This window comes from Pseudomonas sp. Irchel 3A18, from assembly GCF_900187465.1.
Classification (GTDB): Bacteria; Pseudomonadota; Gammaproteobacteria; order Pseudomonadales; family Pseudomonadaceae; genus Aquipseudomonas; species Aquipseudomonas cichorii.
On sequence record NZ_FYDI01000026.1, the window covers coordinates 1 to 23,640 of the forward strand.

Consider the following 23,640-nt stretch of genomic DNA (forward strand, 5'->3'; position numbering starts at 1 on the left):
CTGCCGAAGCCGTCACCACGCCACGCGCCAGTTCTTCAGGGCTCAGTTGCGCCAGCTTGTTGTAGGCCCCGCGAATCTTGAAGGAGAACACCGGTTGCAGGTCTTCGCGCTTGAGCAATATCTGGTTTGCCAGACGCTCGGAAAGCTGGCGGGCGCCCTGCAGCGGGGTTTCGACAGCGACGTCATAGACGCGGGAAGTGAGGATTTTCTTGACGTACTGTTCGAGCATCGGGGCGATATCACTGGCGAAGGGAGCAAGGCCGAGAAGTCTACTCTGCACTCCGATGAACGACCATACGAATGACGGGGCTTTGCGGCGCAGTCATCGCTATAATGCGGCCCCTTTTTGCACCTTTGGCACCGTGGAGCCCGCATGACTCAGGATCAACTCAAACAGGCCGTGGCTCAAGCCGCTGTCGATTTCATTCTTCCCAAGATCGACGACAAGAGCATCATCGGTGTGGGCACCGGCTCCACGGCCAACTGCTTCATCGATGCGCTGGCCAGGCACAAGGCCTCCTTCGATGGCGCGGTAGCCAGCTCCGAAGCCACGGCAGCCCGCCTCAAGAGCCATGGTATTCCGGTCTATGAACTCAATACGGTCAGCGATCTGGAGTTCTACATCGACGGCGCCGATGAAAGCGACGAGCACCTGAACCTGATCAAGGGCGGCGGCGCTGCGCTGACTCGCGAGAAGATCGTGGCCGCCGTGGCCAAGACCTTCATCTGCATCGCCGATGGCAGCAAGCTGGTGCCGGTGCTGGGCGCATTCCCGCTGCCGGTCGAAGTCATCCCGATGGCGCGCAGCCATGTTGCACGCCAACTGGTCAAGCTGGGCGGCGACCCGGTCTATCGTGAAGGCGTATTGACCGACAACGGCAATATCATTCTCGACGTACACAACATGAGCATCACCAACCCGGTGGAGCTGGAAACGCAGATCAACGCCATCGTGGGCGTGGTCACCAACGGCCTGTTCGCGGCTCGCGGTGCAGACCTGCTGTTGCTGGGTACCACCGAAGGCGTGAAAACCCTGACCCGCTAAGCCGCGGTCAGTGTGGCCAGAGCTCCCGTCGCGGGACTCTGGCCTGAACCAGTCTTATGGCTTGCGAAACTTGTAGAACAGGTTCGGCTCGCTCACCACGTAGAGCGTCCCCTCTTCATCCAGGGTAAAACCCTCGGCCTGCGGCACATCCTTGCTCAAACCCAGCTTGCCCTTTTTCAAGGAAGCGCTGGCAATCGGGCGACCTTCGTCATTGAGTTCCAGAATCTTTTTCGACTCATCGGACATGAGCAGCAAGTGGCCCGTCGGGGCATCGAAGTACAGGCTGGACATGTCGCGCACAAACAGGCCTGCATCGCGTTTTCTGTCGAAAATGACGCCAAGGCTGTTACTGCTCTGGGGGAAACCGCGTATTTCGACGATCTGCACCGGCTCGCTTTCCTTGGCGATAAACAGCCGCTGGCCCTTGATATCGTAGGCCAGGCCTTCAAAGCCCTTGTTGCGCCCCACGTCGATGCTCAATGTCAGTTGCACGGCATCGGCGGCATCGAGGGTCTGGGTGTTGTCGTCGACATGAACCTTGAGCAAACGCTGCTGACGCTCGTCGCTGATCACGTAAACGCCAGGGCTGATGTACTCGATGGCTTCCGAATCGCCGAAACCGTTCAAGGGAATACGTCGCAGGATACGACCATCGAGGCTCAGCTCGACCATTTCGTTCTTCTGGTTGGTCACCGTGAACAGGCTTTTGCGATCCGGGTCGTAACTCAGGGCCGAGACATCATCCTCAAGCCCTTCGATCACCTGCCCTTCGATCTCGACCTTATAGCGATCAAGGCCGACAGTCTGTTGCGAATCCGATTGCCAGAGCATCTGCCAGGCAAACGAAGCGCGCTTCACGAAGCGATACTCCCGATCCGCAAAAAACAGCAATGCAGCCAGCGCAATCATCAACGAAAACAACAGGGCAGATCGGATAGGGAGACGCATCAAGGCAACTCAAATATTAATCGGGCAGCATGAATATCACGGGAATCTGAATTCATGCTTAATAGCGCAATGCCATTTCACGCTTCACTATTTGCGAAACGAATAAAACAGGTTCGGCTCGCTGACCATATACAACGTCCCCTCCTCGTCCAGCGCCACACCTTCTGCCCTCGGAATAGTGTCTTTCAAGCCGTTCATGCCACCCAGCAGGGTCATGAAGCTGACTTGCTGTCCGTTTTCGTCAATTTCCAGCAACAGGTGTGAGTCGGCAGAAAGCACCAGCGTATGCCCGGTGCGAGGGTCGATACTCAATGAAGAAAGGTTGCGCACGTCCAGCGAGATACTGGTGACTTTTTGCTTCTCGCCCTTCAAGACGTCACTGCCATCACTCTTCCATGTAAACAAGGCAGGTGGACGCTCTTCACCCAGCAATATCTGCTGACGGACCGGGTCCCAGGCCACGCCTTCAAAACCCTTGTTCTGGTTCTTTGAAGGACCCAGGTCGTATTTCGGGAAATCGGCCATGTTCAGCGTCGTGGTCTCGGCGGTCACCTTGACGATGCTCAGTACATGCTGGCGTTCGTCGGTAATTCCGATCAGGCCGTCATTCAGGACGGCAATACCCTCGGGGTTGCTCCAGCCCACCAGAGGGATCTTGCGCACTACATCGCCCTTGAGGGTCAGCTCTACCAGGAACGGATGCTTGCCCATGACCGAGAACAATGTCTTGGTCACCGGGTTGTAAGACAGATCGGAGGCTTCGTCCTTCTCCATGCCAGGCAATGGCTTGGCATCGATCTCTACCTTGTAGTCCGGGAGCCAGATGCTGGCGCTGCGGGACGCCTTGCTCTGGAAGCCTTCTTTGACCCATAGCAATGCACGATCATCCCAGTGCATCACAAACGCCAGGGCATATCCCATGACCAGAACCAGTAGCAACCATGCATACCAACGCATGCCCAACAGACGGAAACGGCTATTTTGAGACGCGGGAAGCCTGGCCATTCATGAATTCCTGAGCTGATATAACGCAACCATAACCTAAAGCCCTCGGATGAGAGGCAGCCGGATTATCCAGATCAAGTGTGAAAAAAACGCCAATTGATGCTGCCAAGTCGGTTCAGTGTCTGTGGGGGGTAGCTTGCTGGCGACAGGGCCACAAGACAGAGCCAAAAAAAACGCCCGAGAGGTCATCTCAGGCGCTTTTCAAAAGCAGCAACCGGGCGTTTAACGAACGACGCTCTCAAAGCGGTTCTGGCCGGTCAACTCAAGCACGATTTCGTCACCGGCCTCGAACGGCCCGACGCCTGCCGGGGTGCCAGTCATGATGATGTCACCGGCCTGCAACGAGAAGTTGGCGGCCATGTGCTGGATCATCGGCACGATCGGGTTAAGCATCAGGCTGCTGTTGCCGTCCTGCACGACCTTGCCGTTGATGGTCAGGCGAATGCCGATATCGGTCAGGTCCGGATAGGTTTCAGCGGGCACGAAAGGTGCGATGACCGCAGCGCCGTCGAAGCACTTGGCCAGCTCCCATGGCAGACCTTTCTCGCGCAGACGCGACTGCACGTCACGCAAGGTCAGGTCCAGGCCCGGAGCGAAGCCGCTGATGGCGTCGAGCACTTCTTCACGGGAGGGGTTCTTGCTCAGCGGCTTGCCGATCAGTACGACGATTTCGGCTTCGTAATGCACAGAACCACGGTCTGCCGGAATGCTGAAGCCGCCTTCCAGAGCGACCACGGAACTGCCGGGTTTCATGAACAGCAACGGCTCGGTCGGGACCGGGTTGCCCAGTTCCTTGGCGTGCTCTGCATAGTTACGACCGATACAGACCACCTTGCCCAGCGGGAAGTGGATGTTCGTTCCATCGACATATTTGTGCTGGTAGCTCATGACGTCTCCTGGGTCTGATAATTCTGGCTTCGTTGAATAAGGTATGTCGGCTGATCAAACAGCAAATATCTTGCCCGGGTTCATGATGCCGTTAGGGTCGAAGACCACTTTCAGCGCTTTCATGTATTCGATTTCGGCAGGTGAGCGACTGTACGTCAGATAGTCGCGTTTGGTCATCCCCACACCGTGCTCGGCAGAAATCGAGCCGTTGTATTTCTCCACCGTCTCGAACACCCATTTGTTGACCTTGGCGCAGGTCCGGAAGAACGCTTCCTTGTCCAGATTCTCGGGCTTGAGGATGTTCAGGTGCAGGTTGCCATCGCCGATATGGCCGTACCAGAGCACTTCGAAGTCAGGATAGTGCTCGGCAACGATGGCATCGATCTCGCCCAGAAAGGCCGGAACCTTTGAAACCGTGACCGAAATATCGTTCTTGTAGGGCGTGAAGTGGGAGATGGTTTCGGAAATGTATTCGCGCAGCTTCCACAGGTTCTGCAACTGCTGCTCGCTCTGGCTCATCACGCCATCGAGCACCCAACCCTGCTCGACACAATGCTCGAAGAGCGCCAGGGCATCATTGGCCACCTCTTCGGTGGTCGCCTCGAATTCCAGCAGTACATAAAACGGGCACGGCGTGTCGAATGGCGAAGGCACGTCGCCACGGGCCATGACCCGGGCAAACGACTTGTCGGAGAAGAACTCGAATGCCGTCAGGTCCAGCTTGCCGTGAAAAGCGTGCAGCACAGGCATGATCGAATTGAAGTCGGTGGTGCCCAGCACCATGGCGGTAAGGTTGCGGGGCGCACGATCAAGGCGCATGGTGGCCTCGACTACAAAGCCCAGCGTGCCTTCAGCGCCGATGAACAGCTGGCGCATGTCGTAGCCGGTGGCGTTCTTGATCAGGTCCTTGTTCAGTTCCAGCAGGTCGCCTTTACCGGTGACGACCTTGAGGCCCGCGACCCAGTTGCGGGTCATTCCATAGCGAATGACCTTGATTCCGCCGGCATTGGTGCCGATATTGCCGCCAATCTGGCTTGAACCCGAGGAAGCGAAGTCCACTGGATAATAGAGGCCGCTCTCTTGCGCCGCGGCCTGCAACTGCCGGGTAATCACACCGGGCTGACAGACGGCTGTGCGCTCGGTGAGGTTGAGTTCCAGAATCCGGTTCATGTAGTCGAACGAAACCACCACTTCGCCATTGGCAGCCACAGCGGCGGCAGAAAGCCCTGTCCGCCCGCCCGAAGGCACCAGCGCCACCAGACGCTCGTTGGCCCAGCGCACGATGGCCTGGACCTGCTCGATGGTCTTGGGAAACACGACAGCCGTGGGGGCGGGGGTGAATTGCTTGGTCCAGTCCTTGCCGTAAGCCTCAAGCGAACCGGCGTCGGTCAGTACCTTGCCTGGTTCGACCAGGGTCTTGAGCTCATCAATCAAAGCGGGATTGGTCATGGACGCAACTCTCGAACAATTCATGGGCATCCTGAGAACGGTTCACGTTCGGGAATGGGGTTTCGCGGGGTGCTTATGCTAGCATACGCCCCCCGCGAATCGTGCCCATGGCCGATCCGGCCCCCTCCTGCCATTTTTCTCCGGGACACAGGTTTACGCAGATGAGCAAGACTTCCCTCGACAAGAGCAAGATCAAGTTCCTTCTTCTCGAAGGCGTCCACCAATCCGCCGTTGACGTCCTGAAGGCCGCCGGCTACACCAGCATCGAGTACCACACCAAGTCTCTGCCGGAAGCCGAGCTGAAGGAAAAGATTGCCGACGCCCATTTCATCGGTATCCGCTCACGCACCCAACTGACTGAAGAGCTGTTCGATTGCGCCAAGAAACTGGTTGCGGTCGGCTGCTTCTGCATCGGCACCAACCAGGTCGACCTGGACGCAGCACGTGAGCGCGGCATTGCAGTGTTCAACGCCCCGTACTCCAACACCCGCTCCGTCGCCGAGCTGGTTCTGGCCGAGGCCATCCTGCTGCTGCGCGGCATCCCGGAGAAGAACGCTTCCTGCCACCGTGGCGGCTGGATCAAGAGCGCGGCCAACTCCTTCGAGATCCGCGGCAAGAAACTGGGCATCATCGGCTACGGCTCGATCGGTACTCAGCTGTCGGTTCTGGCTGAAGGCCTGGGCATGCAGGTCTACTTCTACGACACCCTGACCAAGCTGCCGCTGGGCAACGCCACTCAGGTTGCCAGCCTGACCGAGCTGCTGGGCATGTCCGACATCGTGACCCTGCACGTTCCGGAAACCGCTGAAACCCAGTGGATGATCGGCGAGAAAGAAATCCGTGCCATGAAAAAGGGCAGCATCCTGATCAACGCCGCTCGCGGTACTGTGGTCGAGCTGGATGCCCTGGCAGACGCGATCAAGGACAAGCACCTGATCGGCGCGGCCATCGACGTGTTCCCGGTGGAGCCTCGCTCCAACGACGACATCTTCGAAAGCCCGCTGCGCGGCCTGGACAACGTGATCCTGACCCCGCACATCGGTGGTTCCACTGCCGAAGCCCAGGCCAACATCGGTCTGGAAGTTGCGGAAAAGCTGGTCAAGTACAGCGACAACGGTACGTCGGTTTCCTCGGTCAACTTCCCGGAAGTGGCCTTGCCTGCTCACCCTGGCAAGCACCGCCTGTTGCACATCCACGAAAACATTCCGGGCGTGCTGAGCGAAATCAACAAGGTGTTCGCGGAAAACGGCATCAACATTTCCGGCCAGTTCCTGCAGACCAACGAGAAAGTCGGCTACGTGGTAATCGACGTAGACGCCGATTACTCGGACCTGGCGCAAGAGAAGCTGCAACAGGTCAAAGGCACCATCCGTAGCCGCGTTCTGTTCTGATAGCAGCCTGACCCGGTAGGGGCGAATTCATTCGCGAAGCCATTTCGCGGATAAATCCGCTCCTACTTCACATTGATCGTGATCTTCTTCGACTCGACCGTCGGGTTCAGCGGGATATGCGATTTGTCGCCCACCAGCAACTGGAGGGTGTGGCTGCCCGGTGGCAGGCTCAGCACGGTTTCGGTCTGCCCCTTGCCGAAATGGCGAATATTGTCAGTGGTCGGTAGCGGAACATTCGCTGCGGGCTCATCCTTCACATCGATCAGCAAATGATGATGGCCGGTTTCAGGGATATCGACCCCTGCCGGTGCAACACCCATTCCCTTGAGACCAAACTGCACCTTGAACGGCGACGTCACGGTTTCTCCGTCCTTGGGCGAGATGATGTACGCCTCTGCGCCCTCGGGCGAAGCGGTACGCGGGATATCGGCCGCATGAATCAGGGTCGACGTTGCCAGCAACAGACCAGCGAGGGCAGTTCTGGAAAATAGGGATGTCATGATCGCTCCGCACGTTTGTGAGACTACCTATCGGACCTGAACCCATGGCCTTCGGTTCAGCACAGTCCTTTACGATAGACCTCTACCCCGGAGAACGGGGTTCATGACACAGATTTCATGAAGCGGGCAGGCTCACAGGAACGGTTCGTTGCCCCGACGCCGGAACCAGCCGGTCAGGGAAAGCCGGTCGCGGGTGGCAGGCAGCACTTCATGGGGTATATCGCCGGACAGGAACACCACCAGACAACCGCCTGTAGGCTGGACGTCGTAGGTCACGTCCCCTTTCAGGTACATGCGCAACTGCCCGCCATGCTCGGGCAGCCAGGCCTGATTCAGATAAAGCACCGCCGACACCATGCGTTTGTCGTCATCGCGAAAGCGGTCCACATGCTTGAGGTAAAACGCCCCTGGCGGGTAAAGGGCGAAGTGGCTTTCATAATCTTCCAGCCCCAGGAACAGGCCGCGATTGAGGGCCAGGCGCAAGCTGTCCATCAACACCAGATAACGGTCGCTGCACTCGGCCTGCCCGGCTTCAAGCCACTGGATATGATCGCCGCGAATACCTTCGCGTACTTCCTGCGCAAGCCCGCGCCCCACACCGGCAGGCTCGAGTTCACCCTCGGCGGCACGTCGATGGCACTCTTGTGCCAGTTCGCGGGTCAGACCTTCGGGCAGGAATATATTCTGCTGCGACCAACCATTGGCGGCCAGGTCGTCGACGATTCGAAGCAGGAGGGGGTGATCGGGAGATATGCGCATGGCGTGCATAGTATCCATAAGCCCCCGAATTCGACAGAGGTGTGTATACAGCACGGTCATGTGCGGGTGTTTTCATGCAGCAAGGGCAGTCATAACTCGACAAATCCCCGTCAACACCCCGAGAATAGCGACCTGCCGACAGGAGTCCCGAATGCGTCGTTTGTTTGTTTTGCTGTTGATGTTCTGCGCCTTGCCTGTCTGGGCAGACGGTTACGATCAGTTATACAAGGCCGCCGGCTGGACAGAGCAGCGTGCGCATTTCAACGATGCACTCAAGGCTGCCCAGCAACGCTACCGCGACAACCTGCCGCCAGCGGTCTTTCAGGCATTGGTCAATAACAGCAACCAGCGTTTTGCACCGCAGGCCATGGACCAGCGCGCAGAAAAGCGCCTGCGTGAAAGCCTCAAGGATCCGGCGCCTGCGCTGAAATTCTTCCAGTCCCCGCTGGGCCGCAAGATCGTCAAGGCAGAACTGACGGCAACCCGCTCCGACCAGTTGGCCAAGCACGCCCAGGGACTGCCGCAGATGGAAGCCGACGCCACCCGCCAGTTGCTGATCGGCCATCTGGCGCAGGCACTGCCCGCCAAGCAGGCCGGAGCAGAAGTCAGCCTCGCCATTGCCGGTGTTGCAGCCGACAGCCTGAGCCAGATGATTCCCGGCCTTCTGGGCGGCGGTCAGGCTCAAGGCATGCTCGAAGGACAGCGCGAACGCCTGATGGCGCAGATCAGCGCGGACCTGAACAACACGCTGCTGTACGTCTACCGCGACCTGTCAGACCCTGAGCTGGAAGAGTTCTCAAGCTTCGCCGAGTCACCGGAAGGCAAGGCTTACTATCAGGCAGCACTTGCCGCGATCCGTGCCGGACTTGCCGTCGGCCAAAGCACCTCCAGCCTGTCCCAGGGCCTGTAACAAAACGCCTCACTCGAGGCGGATCAGTTCATGTGCCCTTTCAGAAACTCGAAATACTGCGTCCGGAACTCCGGCACCTCGTTGGCCAAGTGATGCCGCGCCTTGCCAAGCATGAGGATTTGCGGCTCGCTGAACTTGCTCCTGAGTACGGTCAGGTTGTGGTCCCAGTCAACGGTCATGTCCGCATCGCCCTGAATGATCAGCGGGCTGCGGGTACTGCGCGGCGCACGTTCAATCTGCACGATCCAGCGCGATAAAGCGCCTACCCAGGCGGTCGGCAAGCGGCGCGGCTGCAAGGGATCGGCCAGCAGAAACGGCAGGAAAGCCGGGGCGTTGGTGTTTTCGGAAAACCGCCGGGCAATGCCGTCCACAAACGGCTTAAGCATGTAATAACTGAGTTTGGACCAGCCCCAGGCTCGTGGCCGAACCAGTGGTGACAAGAGAATGGCCTTGCCCTGCACCGGGCTGTCGTTGCCCTGATGAAGCAGATGATCGATCACGATTGCGCCACCGGTGCTTTGCCCGCACAGATGCCAGGGATGCGGCAGGTTCAGGGCCTCGGCTTCCAGCAACAGACGTTGCAGCACGGCCTGATACTCGGAAAAGTCATTGATGCTCGCCCGGCTGCCGCTGGACAGCCCATGCCCGGGCAGGTCGCAGGAAATCACTGCAAACCCTTGGGCCAGCGCCCACTCGATCACGTAGCGATACAGGCCCATGTGGTCATAGAACCCGTGGAACAGAAACAGGGTTCCCACAGGATGCTCCGGCAGCCAGACCTGCCCGACAATCTCGTAGCCCCCCACATCCAGGCGCCCGAGCCAGCTGCGGATGACATGCTCGCCACCAAGCCCGCCCAGGCCATAGAAACGCTGATAGATCTGTCCATCCAGAGAGAGCGATTCGATCTCGCGCAGCGGTGACAGCGTGGCGCGTAATTGATCAGGGTCAAACGTTGCAGACATAAGGCTTCCAGATTCCGACAGGACCTTGAAAAGACAGTGTAGCGATATTCATCTGTCTGTTCGGGCGTGGCAAGCTACGCCACCTTAAATAGAAACGTCTGTCATGAAATCCCCACACCGTCGCAACCTGTTTGCCTGCCTGTTCGTCCTGACATGTGCGGCGGGATTGTGGATGGCACATGACTGGTTTCAACATCGCTACCTGCGCCCTTTCAGTGATCAGACTGCCCTGTTCGCGGGCGATAACCTGAGCCTTCCCCCCGAACTGGCTGGCAAGGGACGTATTCGTCTGGTGCATTTCATGGACCCGTCCTGCCCGTGCAATGTCGGCAACCAGCAGCATCTGTCTGAGTTGATCGAGCACTTCGGTGGCGACAAAGGCGTGGACTTCTATGTCGTGCCGAAACCCGGTACGCCCGAACCGTCGTCACAAACAGCCGATACGCTCAAAACACTGAGCACGCTTGCGGGTGCCGACAAAATCACCGCCAGCCCGGCCGTCGCCATCTGGGATCGCGACGGCAAGCTTGCGTACTTCGGGCCTTACAGCGAAGGCCTGACCTGCAACGCCGGCAACAGTTTTATCGAACCGGTCCTGCATGCTCTGCTCGACGGGCGCAGCGTGAACACCACAAATACCATGGCGGTGGGTTGTTACTGCGCCTGGCAATAAATATTCAGGGCGCTCATCCGTTCCTGTAGAGACCGTTTTGCCCTGTTGCGGCTTGTTCGCGAATGAATTCGCTCCCTCAAATGGCTCTGTAGGAGCGAATTCATTCGCGAACAGACCGCACTCCTGTAGCCTTGCATCCCCCCTGCCCGAGCCTTTCATAGGAAGTTCAATGAAACGCATCCTTGCCATTCTCGCCATACTCATCGCCCTGCTTGCCGCAGGCGCTGGCTGGTATATCCATAGCAAACAGCCGGTGCGAGACGGCGAGATCGCCATGACGCACCTGAAGGCACCGGTCAGCGTGCGCTACGACGAGCGTGGCGTGCCTCATATCCGGGCAGAAAACGAAGCGGACCTGTACCGCGCACTCGGTTACGTACATGCCCAGGACCGCCTGTTCCAGATGGAAATGCTGCGCCGTCTGGCACGCGGTGAACTGGCCGAAATCCTCGGGCCTAACCTGATCGGGACCGACAAACTGTTCCGCAGCCTGCGCATCCGCGAACACGCCGATGCCTATGTCGCTCGCCAGAACCCGGACACCCCGACCTGGAAGGCGCTGCAAGCCTACCTGGATGGCATCAATCAGTATCAGGACACCCACGCAAAGCCGATGGAGTTCGATGCGCTGGGTATACCCAAGCGCCCTTTCACGGCTGAGGACACCCTGAGCATTGGCGGCTATCTGGCCTACAGCTTTGCCGCAGCCTTTCGCACCGAACCGTTGCTGACCTATGTGCGCGACCAGCTTGGCCCGCAGTACCTGAAAGTGTTCGATCTGGACTGGCACCCTCAAGGCATGCTCGACCAGAAACCCGCCCTGGCCAGCGCAGACTGGAAAGACCTCAATACCCTGGCGCAACTGAGCCACGAAGCCGTTGCGGCAGCAGGTCTGCCGCAGTTTGAAGGCAGTAATGCATGGGCCGTGTCCGGCAGCCGTACTCAAAGTGGCAAGCCTTTGCTGGCAGGCGACCCGCACATCAGCTTTTCCGTGCCATCCGTATGGTACGAAGCACAGCTCTCAGCGCCGGGCTTCGAGCTGTACGGCCATTATCAGGCCCTCAACCCGTTTGCTTTCCTGGGCCACAACATGGATTTCGGCTGGAGCCTGACCATGTTCCAGAACGACGATGTGGACCTGATCGCCGAGAAGACCAACCCCGAGAACCCGAACCAGGTCTGGTATCAGGGCAAATGGGTGGACATGACCAGTACCGAACAACAGATCAAGGTCAAGGGCCAGCCTGATGTGACCCTGACACTACGCCAGTCGCCACACGGTCCGATCGTCAACGATGTGGTGGGCAAGAACGGGGGCAAGGCTCCGATTGCCATGTGGTGGTCGTTCCTGGTGTCGGAAAACCCAGTGCTCGATGGTTTCTACGAAGCCAACCGCGCCAACACCCTGGAAAAGATGCGCAATGCCGCCGAGAAGATCCAGTCGCCGGGCCTGAATATCGTCTGGGCCAACCATCAGGGCGATATCGGCTGGTGGGCTGCCGCGCAATTGCCGATCCGGCCTGAGGGGGTCAACCCCGCTTACATTCTGGATGGCAGCACGGCGCAGGCAGACAAGCTGGGTTTCTATCCGTTCAGCGCCAACCCGCAGGAAGAAAACCCGGCTCGCGGCTATATCATCTCGGCCAACTTCCAGCCGCTGTCCCCGACCGGCATGCAGATTCCGGGCTACTACAACCCGGCAGACCGCGGACAGTACCTGAACAGGCAACTAAGCGACCCGGCAATCAAGTGGGATCTGGAGAACAGCAAGACGCTGCAACTGGGCACCCGCACCGACTACGCCCAAAGCATCCTGACGCCGCTGATTCCGGTATTGCGCAGCGTGATCACCGACCCGGATGAACTAGCGCTGGTGGAGCGTCTGGCGCAGTGGAAAGGTGACTATCCGCTGGATTCGGTAGGCGCGACTCTGTTCAGTCAGTTCCTGTTCGACCTGACGGAAGAAACCTTCCATGACGAACTGGGTGACGGTTTCTTTGAAACCCTGACCACCTCCCGCGTACTGGACGCTGCCCTGCCCCGTCTGGCGGCCGATGCGGATTCACCCTGGTGGAACAACCGCAACTCGCCCCATACCGAAAGCCGCGCCAACACCGTCAAGGTCGCCTGGCGTGCCAGTGTTTCCCATCTGAAATCCATGTACGGCAACAACCCGGATGGCTGGACGTGGGGCAAGGTGCACACCCTGACTCATGGCCACCCGCTGGGTTCGCAGAAGCCGTTGAACCACATCTTCAATGTCGGCCCTTTCGCCGCACCGGGCAGTCATGAGGTGCCCAACAACCTGTCCTCACGCCTGCGCACGGCGCCGTGGCCGGTCAGCTATGGCCCATCGACCCGTCGCCTGATCGACTTCGCCAACCCGGCACACAGCCTGGGCATCAACCCGGTCGGGCAAAGCGGCGTGCCGTTCGACCGGCATTATTCGGATCAGGCCAAGGCGTTCATCAATGGCGAGTATGTGCCGCAACGCTTCAGCGAGAAGGATGTGGACGAGCATACGGAAGGATTGCTGAAGCTGGTGCCAGGGAAATAACCGCCCTGTTACCCGTTCAAGCCCCCTCTCACAATTCACAGTGGATTGTGGGAAGGGCTTGAACGCGACTCATCAGGCAGTACGCGGCTTGTAGGTATCGGCTGCGCTTTCTTCGATGGCTTGCTGGATGGCGCGCTTGCGGCGCTCTTCGGCACGGCGGGTGAAGTACCAGACCAGGAAGGTCACCAGCGAAACCGCCAGCAGGATCAGGCTGGCCACTGCGTTGATTTCCGGCTTCACGCCCAGACGAACAGCAGAAAACACTTCCATCGGCAAGGTCGTGGAGCCCGGCCCGGACACGAAGCTGGCCAGTACCAGATCGTCCAGCGACAGGGCAAAGGACATCATGCCGCCCGCTGCCAGCGATGGCGCGATCATCGGGATGGTGATGAGGAAAAACACCTTCCACGGCCGGGCGCCCAGGTCCATGGCCGCTTCTTCGATCGACAAGTCCAGCTCACGCAGACGTGACGACACGACCACCGCGACATAGGCCGCGCAGAAAGTGGTGTGTGCGATCCAGATGGTGACGATGCCACGCTCCTGAGGCCAGCCGATCAACTGCGCCATGGCCACGAAGAGCAGCAACAGCGACAGACCGGTGATCACTTCCGGCATCACCAGCGGCGCCGTGACCAGCCCGCCGAAAAAGGTACGGCCCTTGAAACGCGAGATGCGGGTCAGGACGAAAGCCGCCATGGTGCCCAGGGCAACCGCAGCAATCGCCGTGTAGAAAGCGATCTCCAGCGAGCGCCATACCGACCCCATCAGTTGGGTGTTATCCAGCAGGCCTACATACCACTTGACCGACCAGCCACCCCAGACGGTTACCAGCTTGGAGTCGTTGAACGAGTAAATGACCAGAATGACCATCGGCGCATAAATGAACAGCAGGCCCAGGACCAATATCAGGTTCGAGAAACGGAAGCGGTTCATACCTTGCCCTCCAGTTCTTTGGCCTGGCTGCGGTTGAACAGAATGATAGGCACGATCAATACCAGCAGCATGATGACCGCCAATGCCGAGGCAACCGGCCAGTCACGGTTGTTGAAGAATTCTTGCCACAGGACCCGACCGATCATCAGGGTTTCCGGGCCCCCCAGCAGCTCGGGGATCACGAACTCGCCCACCACCGGGATAAACACCAGCATGCAGCCGGCAATCACACCGTTCTTGGAGAGCGGCACGGTGATTTTCCAGAAGCTGTTGAAGGTGCTCGAACCAAGGTCCGATGCGGCTTCCAGCAGGCTCTGGTCGTGTTTCACCAGGTTGGCGTACAGCGGCAGGATCATGAACGGCAGATAGGAATAGACCACGCCGATGTAGACCGCCAGGTTGGTATTGAGGATCTGCAGCGGCTCGTCGATGAGGCCCAGCCACATCAGGAACGCATTGAGCAGCCCGTTGTTGCTGAGAATGCCCATCCAGGCGTAGACGCGGATCAGGATCGCCGTCCAGGTCGGCATCATGATCAGCAGCAACAGCACGGTCTGCATGTCCTTGCGGGCGTTGGCGATGGCATAGGCCATTGGATAGCCGATCAGCAGACACAGCAAGGTGCTGAAGAATGCCATCTTCAGCGAGCCCAGATAGGCCGAGATGTACAGATCGTCACCGGTCAGCAGCGTGTAGTTGGCCAGATTCAGGACCAGTTGCAGCTTGTCTTCGGCGTAGGTGAAGATTTCGGTATAAGGCGGGATCGCCACATCCGCCTCGGCGAAGCTGATCTTGAGAACGATCAGGAACGGCAAGGCGAAAAACATGAACAGCCAGAGAAACGGCGCGCCAATGACCAGTTGCCGGCCATTGGGCGTGATTCGCTGGAGTGCGCGTTTGATCTTGCGGATTTTCATGAGCGCAGTACCACGCCGCTGTCGTCTTCCCACCACACGTAGACTTCATCGTCCCAGGTCGGTCGTGCGCCCTGGCGCTCGGCGTTGGCGACGAAGGACTGCACCAGCTTGCCGCCGGGCAACTGGACGTAAAACACCGAGTGGCCGCCCAGATAGGCAATGTCATGCACCTTGCCACGGGACCAGTTGTGCTCGAAGGTCGGCTGCTCGGTGGTGATCAGGAGCTTTTCCGGGCGCAGCGCATACGTGATGCGCTTGTCTTCCACCGACGTGCTCACGCCGTGACCGACATAGATATGGCGCTCAAGGTCAGGGCTCTGGATCAGCGCATAGCCTTCCATGTCCTCGATCACCTCGCCCTCGAACAGGTTGACGCTGCCGATGAACTCGCAGACCAGTCGGCTGGTAGGCGTTTCATAGATATCGATAGGGCTGCCGATCTGGGCGATCCAACCCAGGTGCATGATCGCGATGCGGGCGGCCATGGTCATGGCCTCTTCCTGATCGTGGGTCACCATCACGCAGGTCACACCCACGCGCTCGATGATTTCCACCAGCTCCAGTTGCATCTGCGAGCGCAGTTTCTTGTCCAGCGCGCCCATGGGCTCGTCGAGCAGCAGAAGCTTGGGTTTCTTGGCCAGGGAGCGGGCCAGGGCAACGCGCTGACGCTGGCCACCGGACAACTGATGCGGCTTGCGCTTGGCATACTGGGTCATGTGCACCAGCTTGAGCATCTCGGCCACACGGGCGTCGATTTCGTCCTTGGGCAGCTTGTCCTGCTTGAGACCGAAGGCGATGTTATCGGCCACGGTCATGTGCGGAAACAGCGCATAGGACTGGAACATCATGTTGATCGGGCGTTCGTAGGGCGGCATGTCGGTGATGTCGACGCCGTCCAGAAAGATGCGACCCTCGGTCGGGCGCTCGAAGCCGGCAAGCATGCGCAGCAATGTGGACTTGCCGGACCCGGAACCGCCGAGCAGGGCGAAGATTTCGCCCTTGTTGATCTGCAGGGACACATCGTCCACGGCAACCGTCTCGTCGAATTTTTTCGTGACCCGATCGATCCTGACCAGAACCTCTTTGGGTTGCTGACCGCCTTCGATGGCTTTTTTGTAGGCGCCGGAGGCAACTGGCATGGGTGAAACTCCCCAACAATAGGCAGCCCGACCCATTCGGCCGGGCGCTGGATTTTTTATTTCCCCGACTTGACCTTGGTCCAGCTGCGGGTCATCAGACGTTGCACCTTGGGCGGCAACTCACTATTCACGAACAATCTGTCCAGTACTTCCTGAGGCGGGTAGACCGCTTCATCGGTGCGAATGTCCTGATCCATGAGATCACCGGACGCCGGGGTGGGATTGGCATAACCGACTTCATCACTGACTTTGGCGATCACCGCAGGATCAAGCAGATAGTTGATGAAGGCGCTGGCTTGCTTGACGTTTTTGGAGTCAGCCGGGATAGCCAGCATGTCGAACCAGAGGTTGCCGCCTTCCTTGGGAATGGAATAGGCAATCTTCACGCCCTTGCCCGCTTCTTCTGCGCGGTCGCGGGCCTGGAACACATCGCCCGAAAAGCCGGCTGCAACGCAGATGTCGCCGTTGGCCAGATCGGTAATGTATTTGGATGAATGGAAGTAGGTGACATAAGGACGTACCGCCAACAGCCTGGCTTCAGCCTTCTTGTAGTCGGCTTCCTTGGTGCTGTTGGGGTCCAGGCCCAGATAATTGAGCATGGCCGGAATCATTTCATCCGCCGAATCGAGGAACGCCACGCCACAACTGGAGAGCTTCTTGATGTTCTCGGGCTCGAACAGCACGGACCAGGAGTCGATCCGGTCGACACCCAGAACCGCCTTTACCTTCTCGACGTTATAACCGATGCCGTTGGTGCCCCACAGGTAAGGCACGGCGTACTGGTTGCCCGGATCGTTTTTCTCCAGACGCTTGAGCAGCGCCGGGTCTAGGTTCTTGTAGTTGGGCAGCAGCGACTTGTCGAGCTTCTGGAACGCTCCGGCCTTGATCTGCTTGCCCAGGAAATGGTTGGACGGCACGACCACGTCGTAACCGGTACGCCCGGCCAGCAGCTTGGCTTCCAGGGTCTCGTTGGAATCGAATACGTCGTACATCGGCTTGATGCCGGTGGTGGTTTCAAAATCCGCCAGGGTGGTCTTGCCGATGTAATCGGACCAGTTGTAGATGTGTACGGTGGACTCGGCCTGAACACTGGCAACAGTGGTCAGCGCTGCAACGGCGAGCATCGATCTGGCCAATAAAGAAATAGACACTTGAACAATCCTTTCAGTATGGGGGTCTGGTGCCCGTGTCGGTGAGCTGAAAAACGGGTCGGCAACTTACCGTTGATGGCTGCGAATCGCAAAGAACTTTATATGACACACCCTTGCAGGAGCGGATTCATCCGCGAAAGCTCTTGTTCAGACGCCGCAATTGCATTGAATGAAAAGAGCTTCGCGAATGAATTCGCTCCTACCGGAAGGCGGTTATTTGCCCGATTTGATCTTGGTCCAGCTGCGGGTCATGATCCGCTGGGTCGCAGCAGGCAAGTCAGCGATGGCATACAGCTTGGCCTGTACATCGGCTGGCGGATAAACGCCCGGGTCGCTGGTGATTTCCTTGTTGACCAAAGGAGTCGCCGCCGCGTTACCGTTCGGGAAGCGCACTTCGTCGGTGATCTCGGCCATGATTTCCGGCTTCATCAGGAAGGTCATGAACTTGTAGGCACCGTCGACGTTCTCGGCATCCTTGGGAATGGCGACCATGTCAAAGAAGCTGCCAGCACCTTCTTTCGGAATGTTGTAGCTGACCTTGACCTTGCCACCCGCCTCTTCGGCGCGCGCCTTGGCCTGGTAGATATCACCCGAGTAGCCCACGGCTACGCAGATGTTGCCGTTGGCCAGGTCGGAGATGTACTTGGACGAGTGGAAGTAGGCAATCGAAGGACGAATCTTCAGGAACAGCGCCTCGGCTTCGGCCAGTTGCTTCTTGTCCTGGGAGTCAGTCGGGTAACCCAGGTAATGCAGCGCGATTGGCAGCATTTCGGTCGGCGAATCGAGGAAGCTGATACCGCAGGACTTCAGCTTGGCTGCGTTTTCAGGCTTGAACAGCAAGTCCCAGGAGTTGACCGGCGCATCGGCACCCAGAGCGGCCTTGACCTTCTCGGGGTTGAAGCCGATACCGATCGAGCCCCACATGTACGGGAAAGCATGCTTGTTGCCCGGGTCGCTGACCGAAACGGCCTTGAGCAGGTCCTTGTTCAGGTTGCCGTAGTTGGGCAGCTTGGACTTGTCCAGTTCCTGATAGACGCCAGCCTTGATCTGCTTGGCTAGGAAATTGTTGGACGGCACAACGATGTCATAGCCGGATTTGCCCGCCAGCAGCTTGGCTTCCAGTGTTTCGTTGCTGTCGAAAACGTCGTAGACAACCTTGATGCCAGACTCTTTCTCGAACTTGGCAACGGTATCCGGTGCGATGTAATCGGACCAGTTATAGACGTGCAGCACTTTGTCATCGGCCTGCGCAGTTGCGGCCACCACGCCCATGAGGGACAAGGCGAGAAGGGTCTTGCCAAATTTTTTCATGCGTACAGCTCCAATGTTTTATCACTGACCGTTAGATTAGCGGCTTCTAGCCATTAGTCTGGCAAGTTCCGGTTCGAGCTTTCAAGCCGACTTTCACCACATACGCATCCATGCTGCAGGAGATTCCTGCCAAACAAGCCCCACCACGAATTGACCGTGGGAGCGAATTCATTCGCGAAAGGCCGGTACATCCGAAAAACATGCATCGCCGTCACGACGTCTCGCGGATAAATCTGCTCCTACAGTGCGGCCAGCGTCAGATCCAGGCACTTTCGCGCCTTCTCGATCAACTCATCGATTTGCGCAAAACTGATGACCAGCGGTGGCGCAATGATCATGGTATCGCCCACGGCCCGCATGATCAGGCCATTGTCGAAACAAAAGGTTCTGCAAATCATGCCAACGCCCTTGTCGGCATAACGCTCACGAGTGGTCTTGTCTTTCACCAGCTCGATTGCACCCAGCAGACCAACACCCCGAACCTCTCCTACCAGGGGATGATCGTTCAACTCGCGCAGTCGCTTTTGCAAGTATGGTGCCGTTTCCGCTTTAACCCTTTCGACGATTTTCTCTTCGCGCAGGATACGGATGTTTTCCAGCGCAACAGCCGCCGCCACAGGATGCCCGGAATAGGTAAAACCATGGTTGAAGTCGCCGCCTTCATTAAGCACTGCGACGATTTCATCGCGTACGACGAGGCCGCCCATCGGCACATACCCCGAGGTCAGGCCCTTGGCGATGGTCATCATGTCAGGCTTGAGGCCGTAGAAATCGCTACCGAACCACTCACTGGTACGCCCGAAGCCACAAATCACCTCATCGGCGACGAACAGGATGTCGTATCTGGCCAGGATTTCCTTGATCTTCGGCCAGTAGGTATCAGGCGGCACGATCACACCGCCCGCGCCCTGAATCGGCTCGGCAATGAATGCACCGACGTTTTCCACGCCCAGTTCGAGAATCTTGCTTTCCAGTTGCTCGGCAGCCCAGACACCGAACTCGTCGGGCGTCATGTCGCCACCTTCACCAAACCAGTATGGCTGGGGAATATGCACCACACCGGGGATCGGCAGATCGCCCTGCTCGTGCATGTAGGTCATGCCACCCAGGCTGGCACCGGCAACAGTGGAGCCGTGATAGCCATTGACCCGACTGATGATGGTTTTCTTGTTCGGCTGGCCTTTGATCGCCCAGTAATGGCGGACCATGCGCAACATGGTGTCGTTGCCTTCGGAGCCTGAGCCGGTAAAGAACACATGATTCATGCCTTCGGGCGTGATTTCGGAAATGGCTTTGGCCAGTTCCAGCGCCGGAGGATGGGCGGTCTGGAAGAACAGGTTGTAATAAGGCAGCTCACGCATCTGTTTGCTGGCGGCTTGTACCAGTTCTTCACGGCCATAACCGATGGCGACGCACCACAGGCCGGACATGCCGTCCAGAATCCTGTTGCCTTCGCTGTCCCACAGATAAACGCCTTCAGCGCGAGTGATGATGCGCGGGCCTTTATCCTTTAATTGCTTGTAGTCGCTGAACGGTGCCAGGTGGTGCTCGCTGCTCAAGGCTTGCCATTCGAGGGTTTGAGGGTTGTTGGCACTCATGCAGCGCTTCCTGTTATCTGAATTCGGTTGGCAAGGCACCGCGCGCATGACCTGCGGCGGCGCCTGCATGACTCAAACGGCGAAGAGCAGGAATTCCCGCTCCCACGAGCTGATCACACGCTTGAAGTTCTCATGCTCGGCACGCTTGACCGCCACGTAGCCGACGATGAACTTCTTGCCCAGGTACTTCTCGATGGTCTTGCTGTTTTCCATCCGCTCCAGCGCATCCTCGATGGTCAGCGGCAGACGCAGGTTGCGGCGCTCGTAACCGCGCCCGACCACCGGCGCACTCGGGTTGAGCCCTTCGACCATGCCGATGAAGCCACACAGCAGGCTGGCGGCAATGGCCAGATAAGGGTTGGCATCGGCGCCGGGCAGACGGTTTTCGACGCGGCGGTTCTGTGGCACGGCATCCGGCACACGCAGGCCGACAGTACGGTTTTCTTCGCCCCACTCCACGTTCACCGGTGCCGAGGTGTCCGGCAGGAAGCGGCGGAACGAGTTGACGTTGGGCGCAAACAGCGGCAACAGCTCGGGGATAAGCTTCTGAAGGCCACCGACGTGGTTCAGAAACAGCTGGCTCATGGTCCCGTCATCATTGGAAAAGATGTTCTTGCCGGTCTTGATGTCGATGATGCTCTGGTGCAGGTGCATCGCACTGCCCGGCTCGCCGGTCATCGGCTTGGCCATGAAGGTGGCGGCCACGTCATGCTTGAGCGCGGCTTCGCGCATGGTGCGCTTGAACACCAGGATCTGGTCGGCCAGGGACAAGGCATCGCCATGACGGAAGTTGATTTCCATCTGCGCCGTACCGTCTTCGTGGATCAGGGTGTCCAGATCCAGGTTCTGCAGCTCGCACCAGTCGTAGACATCTTCGAACAGCGGATCGAATTCGTTGGCGGCCTCGATGGAGAACGACTGACGCCCGGTTTCAGGACGCCCGGAGCGACCGACAGGCGGCTGCAACGGATAATCCGGGTCATCGCTGCGCTTGGTCAGGTAGAACTCCATCTCCGGCGCAACAATCGGTTGCCAGCCCTGATCGGCATAGAGCTTGAGGACTTTTTTCAGGACATTGCGCGGCGACAGCTCGATAGGGTTGCCCTGCTTGTCGTAGGTGTCATGAATGACCTGCGCAGTAGGCTCGATGGCCCAGGGCACCAGATACACCGCGTTCTGGTCGGGGCGGCAGATCATGTCGATGTCTGCCGGGTCCAGCAGTTCGTAATAGATGTCGTCTTCTACATAGTCGCCGGTCACCGTCTGCAGCAGCACGCTTTCAGGCAGACGCATGCCTTTTTCGGCAATGAACTTGTTGGTCGGCGAGATCTTGCCGCGGGTGATCCCGGTGAGGTCGGACATCATGCATTCGACTTCGGTGATCTTGTGTTCTTTCAACCAATCGGTGAGCTGGTCGAGGTTGGTACTCATAAATACCTCAGGGGTTGTCGTGTCCTGATCGCGATCAGGCGTTTTTCCGACGCATCGGCGTCACGTTGTACAACTCGTTTCGGCAGGCAAGAATAAGCGGTAAGGTGGCATCTGCCTGTTTGCAGGCATGAGCAGCATCTGTAACGCCGGTCATGCCGCTATAGTGATACTGTTCAATATGAAAAGTTGCTGTAGCGCAGAGCCGATGTCCAGTATGGCTGGAACTCATGGCACTGCTGTCGGGTCGCACACAGAGTCTTGCAGGATTCGACGGCAGGCTGTTGAAGACATTGATAGAGCGGGCATGATGACCGCTCTGTCCTGCACCGGGAATGGAGTCGATCAAGGGAAGGCAAGGCATTGAAACCCCGGTTTTATTGCTCTGTGGGCTGCAATCGAGCTTAGCCTTGTTCATTTTTTTATACAACGCCCCGATAAAAATAGAATACGAGTCCTCCCGATCCAGGCTCAGCGCTGCTCGAAACAAGGAATACGCGCCCCAAATAGCGGCAAAAAAGGCTGTATGGCGCAGTTTTAGGGCAACAAATGGCTCTATTGACTTCATCATGGCTTTCGGATTGACTGAAACCCGTAATGCTCGATGATTGATATTTTTAACAACAAAGGTGTTGCATCATGTCGGTACCCCCGCGTGCCGTTCAGCTCAACGAAGCGAACGCGTTCCTTAAGGAACATCCTGAGGTTCTGTACGTTGACCTTCTGATTGCAGATATGAATGGTGTGGTGCGTGGCAAACGCATAGAACGCACCAGCCTCCACAAGGTTTACGAGAAGGGCATCAACCTGCCTGCCTCTCTATTTGCCCTGGATATCAATGGCTCCACGGTGGAAAGCACCGGCCTGGGTCTGGATATCGGCGATGCCGACCGGATCTGTTATCCAATCCCCGATACCCTGTGCAACGAGCCCTGGCAGAAGCGCCCTACGGCACAACTGCTGATGACCATGCACGAACTCGAAGGCGAGCCCTTCTTCGCCGACCCGCGTGAAGTGCTGCGTCAGGTAGTGAGCAAGTTCGATGACATGGGCCTGACCATCTGCGCGGCATTCGAGCTGGAGTTCTACCTGATCGACCAGGAGAACGTGAACGGTCGCCCACAACCGCCACGCTCGCCGATCTCGGGCAAGCGCCCGCACTCGACACAGGTCTACCTGATCGACGATCTCGACGAATATGTCGACTGCCTCCAGGACATTCTGGAAGGTGCGAAAGAGCAAGGCATCCCGGCCGACGCCATCGTCAAGGAAAGCGCCCCGGCCCAGTTCGAGGTGAACCTGCACCACGTGGCCGATCCGATCAGGGCCTGCGATTACGCAGTTCTGCTCAAGCGTCTGATCAAGAACATCGCCTACGACCACGAAATGGACACGACCTTCATGGCCAAGCCCTATCCGGGTCAGGCAGGTAATGGTCTGCATGTCCACATCTCGATCCTGGATCGCGATGGCAAGAACATCTTCACCAGCGAGGATCCCGAGCAGAACGCCGCATTACGTCATGCGATCGGCGGTGTGCTCGAGACCCTGCCGGCCCAGATGGCGTTCCTTTGCCCGAACGTCAACTCGTACCGCCGGTTCGGTGCCCAGTTCTACGTGCCCAACTCTCCGACCTGGGGCCTGGACAACCGCACCGTTGCGCTGCGCGTGCCAACCGGTTCGGCCGATGCCGTGCGTATCGAACACCGTGTTGCCGGTGCCGATGCCAACCCGTATCTGGTGATGGCTTCGGTGCTGGCAGGCGTGCATCACGGCCTGACCAACAAGGTCGAGCCGGGCGCTCCGGTGGAAGGCAACTCCTACGAGCAGCACGAGCAAAGCCTGCCGAACAACCTGCGAGACGCACTGCGCGAGCTGGACGACAGCGAAGTCATGGCCAAGTACATCGATCCGAAATACATCGATATATTCGTGGCCTGCAAAGAGAGCGAGCTGGAGGAGTTCGAACACTCCATCTCCGACCTCGAGTACAACTGGTACCTGCATACGGTCTGATCCGGACCGCTGCACGCAACGCCGCAGGCCTTCGGGCCGTGCGGCGTTTTTGTT

Annotated in this window: 22 protein-coding genes; 6 read left to right on the plus strand and 16 right to left on the minus strand. The window is 58.3% G+C overall.

Annotation, left to right across the window (positions count from 1 at the left end):
* Positions 1-229: pyridoxal-phosphate dependent enzyme (locus CKW23_RS25775; protein WP_143499018.1), on the minus strand; the 229-nt coding region annotated here is incomplete at its 3' end.
* A 144-nt stretch (positions 230-373) separates the two neighbouring features.
* Between CKW23_RS25775 and rpiA the strand changes: the two genes are divergently transcribed.
* A complete protein-coding gene (gene rpiA, locus CKW23_RS25780) occupies positions 374-1,045 on the plus strand; it encodes a ribose-5-phosphate isomerase RpiA (protein WP_025262360.1) in 672 nt (223 codons plus the stop codon).
* A 54-nt stretch (positions 1,046-1,099) separates the two neighbouring features.
* Here the strand turns inward: rpiA and CKW23_RS25785 are convergent, their stop codons facing one another.
* From CKW23_RS25785 to CKW23_RS25800, 4 genes are all read right to left on the minus strand, one after another.
* The gene (locus CKW23_RS25785; RefSeq protein WP_025262361.1) at positions 1,100-1,993 is read right to left on the minus strand and encodes an SdiA-regulated domain-containing protein; all 894 of its coding nucleotides are present in this window, start codon (positions 1,991-1,993) and stop codon (positions 1,100-1,102) included.
* 87 nt (positions 1,994-2,080) lie between these two features.
* Positions 2,081-2,998, minus strand: coding sequence for an SdiA-regulated domain-containing protein (locus tag CKW23_RS25790; RefSeq protein ID WP_025262362.1), 918 nt, complete (start codon positions 2,996-2,998; stop codon positions 2,081-2,083).
* A gap of 222 nt (positions 2,999-3,220) precedes the next feature.
* A complete protein-coding gene (locus CKW23_RS25795; RefSeq protein ID WP_025262363.1) occupies positions 3,221-3,886 on the minus strand; it encodes a fumarylacetoacetate hydrolase family protein in 666 nt (221 codons plus the stop codon).
* A gap of 54 nt (positions 3,887-3,940) precedes the next feature.
* A complete protein-coding gene (locus CKW23_RS25800; RefSeq protein WP_095068669.1) occupies positions 3,941-5,335 on the minus strand; it encodes an FAD-binding oxidoreductase in 1,395 nt (464 codons plus the stop codon).
* 161 nt (positions 5,336-5,496) lie between these two features.
* Here CKW23_RS25800 and serA point away from each other — a divergent pair, with 161 nt between their 5' ends.
* Positions 5,497-6,726 carry a phosphoglycerate dehydrogenase gene (serA, locus tag CKW23_RS25805; protein WP_025262365.1) on the plus strand — a complete coding sequence of 410 codons (1,230 nt, stop codon included), beginning with the start codon at positions 5,497-5,499 and terminating at the stop codon, positions 6,724-6,726.
* Between the two features lie 62 nt (positions 6,727-6,788).
* Here the strand turns inward: serA and CKW23_RS25810 are convergent, their stop codons facing one another.
* Both CKW23_RS25810 and CKW23_RS25815 read right to left on the minus strand, forming a co-directional pair.
* Complete coding sequence (locus CKW23_RS25810) at positions 6,789-7,226, minus strand: DUF4399 domain-containing protein (RefSeq protein ID WP_025262366.1); 438 nt, start codon at positions 7,224-7,226, stop codon at positions 6,789-6,791.
* A 132-nt stretch (positions 7,227-7,358) separates the two neighbouring features.
* Positions 7,359-7,994, minus strand: coding sequence for a 2OG-Fe(II) oxygenase (locus CKW23_RS25815; protein WP_025262367.1), 636 nt, complete (start codon positions 7,992-7,994; stop codon positions 7,359-7,361).
* A 142-nt stretch (positions 7,995-8,136) separates the two neighbouring features.
* Here CKW23_RS25815 and CKW23_RS25820 point away from each other — a divergent pair, with 142 nt between their 5' ends.
* The gene (locus CKW23_RS25820; RefSeq protein ID WP_025262368.1) at positions 8,137-8,895 is read left to right on the plus strand and encodes a DUF2059 domain-containing protein; all 759 of its coding nucleotides are present in this window, start codon (positions 8,137-8,139) and stop codon (positions 8,893-8,895) included.
* A 23-nt stretch (positions 8,896-8,918) separates the two neighbouring features.
* On the opposite strand, the gene CKW23_RS25825 is transcribed toward CKW23_RS25820, so the two are convergent.
* Positions 8,919-9,860, minus strand: coding sequence for an alpha/beta hydrolase (locus CKW23_RS25825; protein ID WP_095068670.1), 942 nt, complete (start codon positions 9,858-9,860; stop codon positions 8,919-8,921).
* 103 nt (positions 9,861-9,963) lie between these two features.
* On the opposite strand from CKW23_RS25825, the gene CKW23_RS25830 reads away from it, so the two are divergent.
* Positions 9,964-10,533 (plus strand): DUF6436 domain-containing protein, encoded by a 570-nt coding sequence (locus CKW23_RS25830; protein ID WP_095068671.1) that lies wholly within the window; start codon positions 9,964-9,966, stop codon positions 10,531-10,533.
* 169 nt (positions 10,534-10,702) lie between these two features.
* The gene (locus CKW23_RS25835; protein WP_025262371.1) at positions 10,703-13,090 is read left to right on the plus strand and encodes a penicillin acylase family protein; all 2,388 of its coding nucleotides are present in this window, start codon (positions 10,703-10,705) and stop codon (positions 13,088-13,090) included.
* A 72-nt stretch (positions 13,091-13,162) separates the two neighbouring features.
* Here the strand turns inward: CKW23_RS25835 and CKW23_RS25840 are convergent, their stop codons facing one another.
* From CKW23_RS25840 to CKW23_RS26415, 8 genes are all read right to left on the minus strand, one after another.
* Positions 13,163-14,026 (minus strand): ABC transporter permease subunit, encoded by an 864-nt coding sequence (locus tag CKW23_RS25840; RefSeq protein ID WP_025262372.1) that lies wholly within the window; start codon positions 14,024-14,026, stop codon positions 13,163-13,165.
* Complete coding sequence (locus CKW23_RS25845; RefSeq protein ID WP_025262373.1) at positions 14,023-14,943, minus strand: ABC transporter permease subunit; 921 nt, start codon at positions 14,941-14,943, stop codon at positions 14,023-14,025. Before CKW23_RS25845 ends, CKW23_RS25840 begins: the two co-directional genes overlap by 4 nt.
* Positions 14,940-16,082: a polyamine ABC transporter ATP-binding protein gene (gene potA / locus CKW23_RS25850; protein WP_025262374.1), complete on the minus strand. Its 1,143-nt coding sequence runs from the start codon at positions 16,080-16,082 to the stop codon at positions 14,940-14,942. The genes CKW23_RS25845 and potA overlap by 4 nt, the downstream gene beginning before the upstream one ends.
* A gap of 56 nt (positions 16,083-16,138) precedes the next feature.
* Positions 16,139-17,206, minus strand: a complete 1,068-nt coding sequence (locus CKW23_RS25855; RefSeq protein WP_260407480.1) for a polyamine ABC transporter substrate-binding protein — start codon at positions 17,204-17,206, stop codon at positions 16,139-16,141.
* A gap of 240 nt (positions 17,207-17,446) precedes the next feature.
* Complete coding sequence (locus CKW23_RS25860) at positions 17,447-18,544, minus strand: polyamine ABC transporter substrate-binding protein (RefSeq protein ID WP_025262376.1); 1,098 nt, start codon at positions 18,542-18,544, stop codon at positions 17,447-17,449.
* Between the two features lie 239 nt (positions 18,545-18,783).
* Entirely contained in the window at positions 18,784-20,142 is a 1,359-nt protein-coding gene (locus CKW23_RS25865) for an aspartate aminotransferase family protein (RefSeq protein ID WP_095068672.1), read from the minus strand.
* Between the two features lie 72 nt (positions 20,143-20,214).
* Positions 20,215-21,573, minus strand: coding sequence for a glutamine synthetase family protein (locus CKW23_RS25870; protein WP_095068673.1), 1,359 nt, complete (start codon positions 21,571-21,573; stop codon positions 20,215-20,217).
* 34 nt (positions 21,574-21,607) lie between these two features.
* Positions 21,608-22,141, minus strand: a complete 534-nt coding sequence (locus CKW23_RS26415) for a hypothetical protein (protein WP_143008724.1) — start codon at positions 22,139-22,141, stop codon at positions 21,608-21,610.
* Between the two features lie 68 nt (positions 22,142-22,209).
* On the opposite strand from CKW23_RS26415, the gene CKW23_RS25880 reads away from it, so the two are divergent.
* A complete protein-coding gene (locus CKW23_RS25880) occupies positions 22,210-23,586 on the plus strand; it encodes a glutamine synthetase family protein (protein WP_025262380.1) in 1,377 nt (458 codons plus the stop codon).
* Positions 23,587-23,640 lie beyond the last annotated feature (54 nt).

Coding starts and splice junctions, on each gene's coding strand:
- rpiA (WP_025262360.1), top strand. CDS start 374: ATGACTCAGGATCAACTCAAACAGGCCGTGGCTCAAGCCGCTGTCGAT.
- CKW23_RS25785 (WP_025262361.1), bottom strand. CDS start 1,993: ATGCGTCTCCCTATCCGATCTGCCCTGTTGTTTTCGTTGATGATTGCG.
- CKW23_RS25790 (WP_025262362.1), bottom strand. CDS start 2,998: ATGGCCAGGCTTCCCGCGTCTCAAAATAGCCGTTTCCGTCTGTTGGGC.
- CKW23_RS25795 (WP_025262363.1), bottom strand. CDS start 3,886: ATGAGCTACCAGCACAAATATGTCGATGGAACGAACATCCACTTCCCG.
- CKW23_RS25800 (WP_095068669.1), bottom strand. CDS start 5,335: ATGACCAATCCCGCTTTGATTGATGAGCTCAAGACCCTGGTCGAACCA.
- serA (WP_025262365.1), top strand. CDS start 5,497: ATGAGCAAGACTTCCCTCGACAAGAGCAAGATCAAGTTCCTTCTTCTC.
- CKW23_RS25810 (WP_025262366.1), bottom strand. CDS start 7,226: ATGACATCCCTATTTTCCAGAACTGCCCTCGCTGGTCTGTTGCTGGCA.
- CKW23_RS25815 (WP_025262367.1), bottom strand. CDS start 7,994: ATGCACGCCATGCGCATATCTCCCGATCACCCCCTCCTGCTTCGAATC.
- CKW23_RS25820 (WP_025262368.1), top strand. CDS start 8,137: ATGCGTCGTTTGTTTGTTTTGCTGTTGATGTTCTGCGCCTTGCCTGTC.
- CKW23_RS25825 (WP_095068670.1), bottom strand. CDS start 9,860: ATGTCTGCAACGTTTGACCCTGATCAATTACGCGCCACGCTGTCACCG.
- CKW23_RS25830 (WP_095068671.1), top strand. CDS start 9,964: ATGAAATCCCCACACCGTCGCAACCTGTTTGCCTGCCTGTTCGTCCTG.
- CKW23_RS25835 (WP_025262371.1), top strand. CDS start 10,703: ATGAAACGCATCCTTGCCATTCTCGCCATACTCATCGCCCTGCTTGCC.
- CKW23_RS25840 (WP_025262372.1), bottom strand. CDS start 14,026: ATGAACCGCTTCCGTTTCTCGAACCTGATATTGGTCCTGGGCCTGCTG.
- CKW23_RS25845 (WP_025262373.1), bottom strand. CDS start 14,943: ATGAAAATCCGCAAGATCAAACGCGCACTCCAGCGAATCACGCCCAAT.
- potA (WP_025262374.1), bottom strand. CDS start 16,082: ATGCCAGTTGCCTCCGGCGCCTACAAAAAAGCCATCGAAGGCGGTCAG.
- CKW23_RS25855 (WP_260407480.1), bottom strand. CDS start 17,206: ATGCTCGCCGTTGCAGCGCTGACCACTGTTGCCAGTGTTCAGGCCGAG.
- CKW23_RS25860 (WP_025262376.1), bottom strand. CDS start 18,544: ATGAAAAAATTTGGCAAGACCCTTCTCGCCTTGTCCCTCATGGGCGTG.
- CKW23_RS25865 (WP_095068672.1), bottom strand. CDS start 20,142: ATGAGTGCCAACAACCCTCAAACCCTCGAATGGCAAGCCTTGAGCAGC.
- CKW23_RS25870 (WP_095068673.1), bottom strand. CDS start 21,573: ATGAGTACCAACCTCGACCAGCTCACCGATTGGTTGAAAGAACACAAG.
- CKW23_RS26415 (WP_143008724.1), bottom strand. CDS start 22,141: ATGATGAAGTCAATAGAGCCATTTGTTGCCCTAAAACTGCGCCATACA.
- CKW23_RS25880 (WP_025262380.1), top strand. CDS start 22,210: ATGTCGGTACCCCCGCGTGCCGTTCAGCTCAACGAAGCGAACGCGTTC.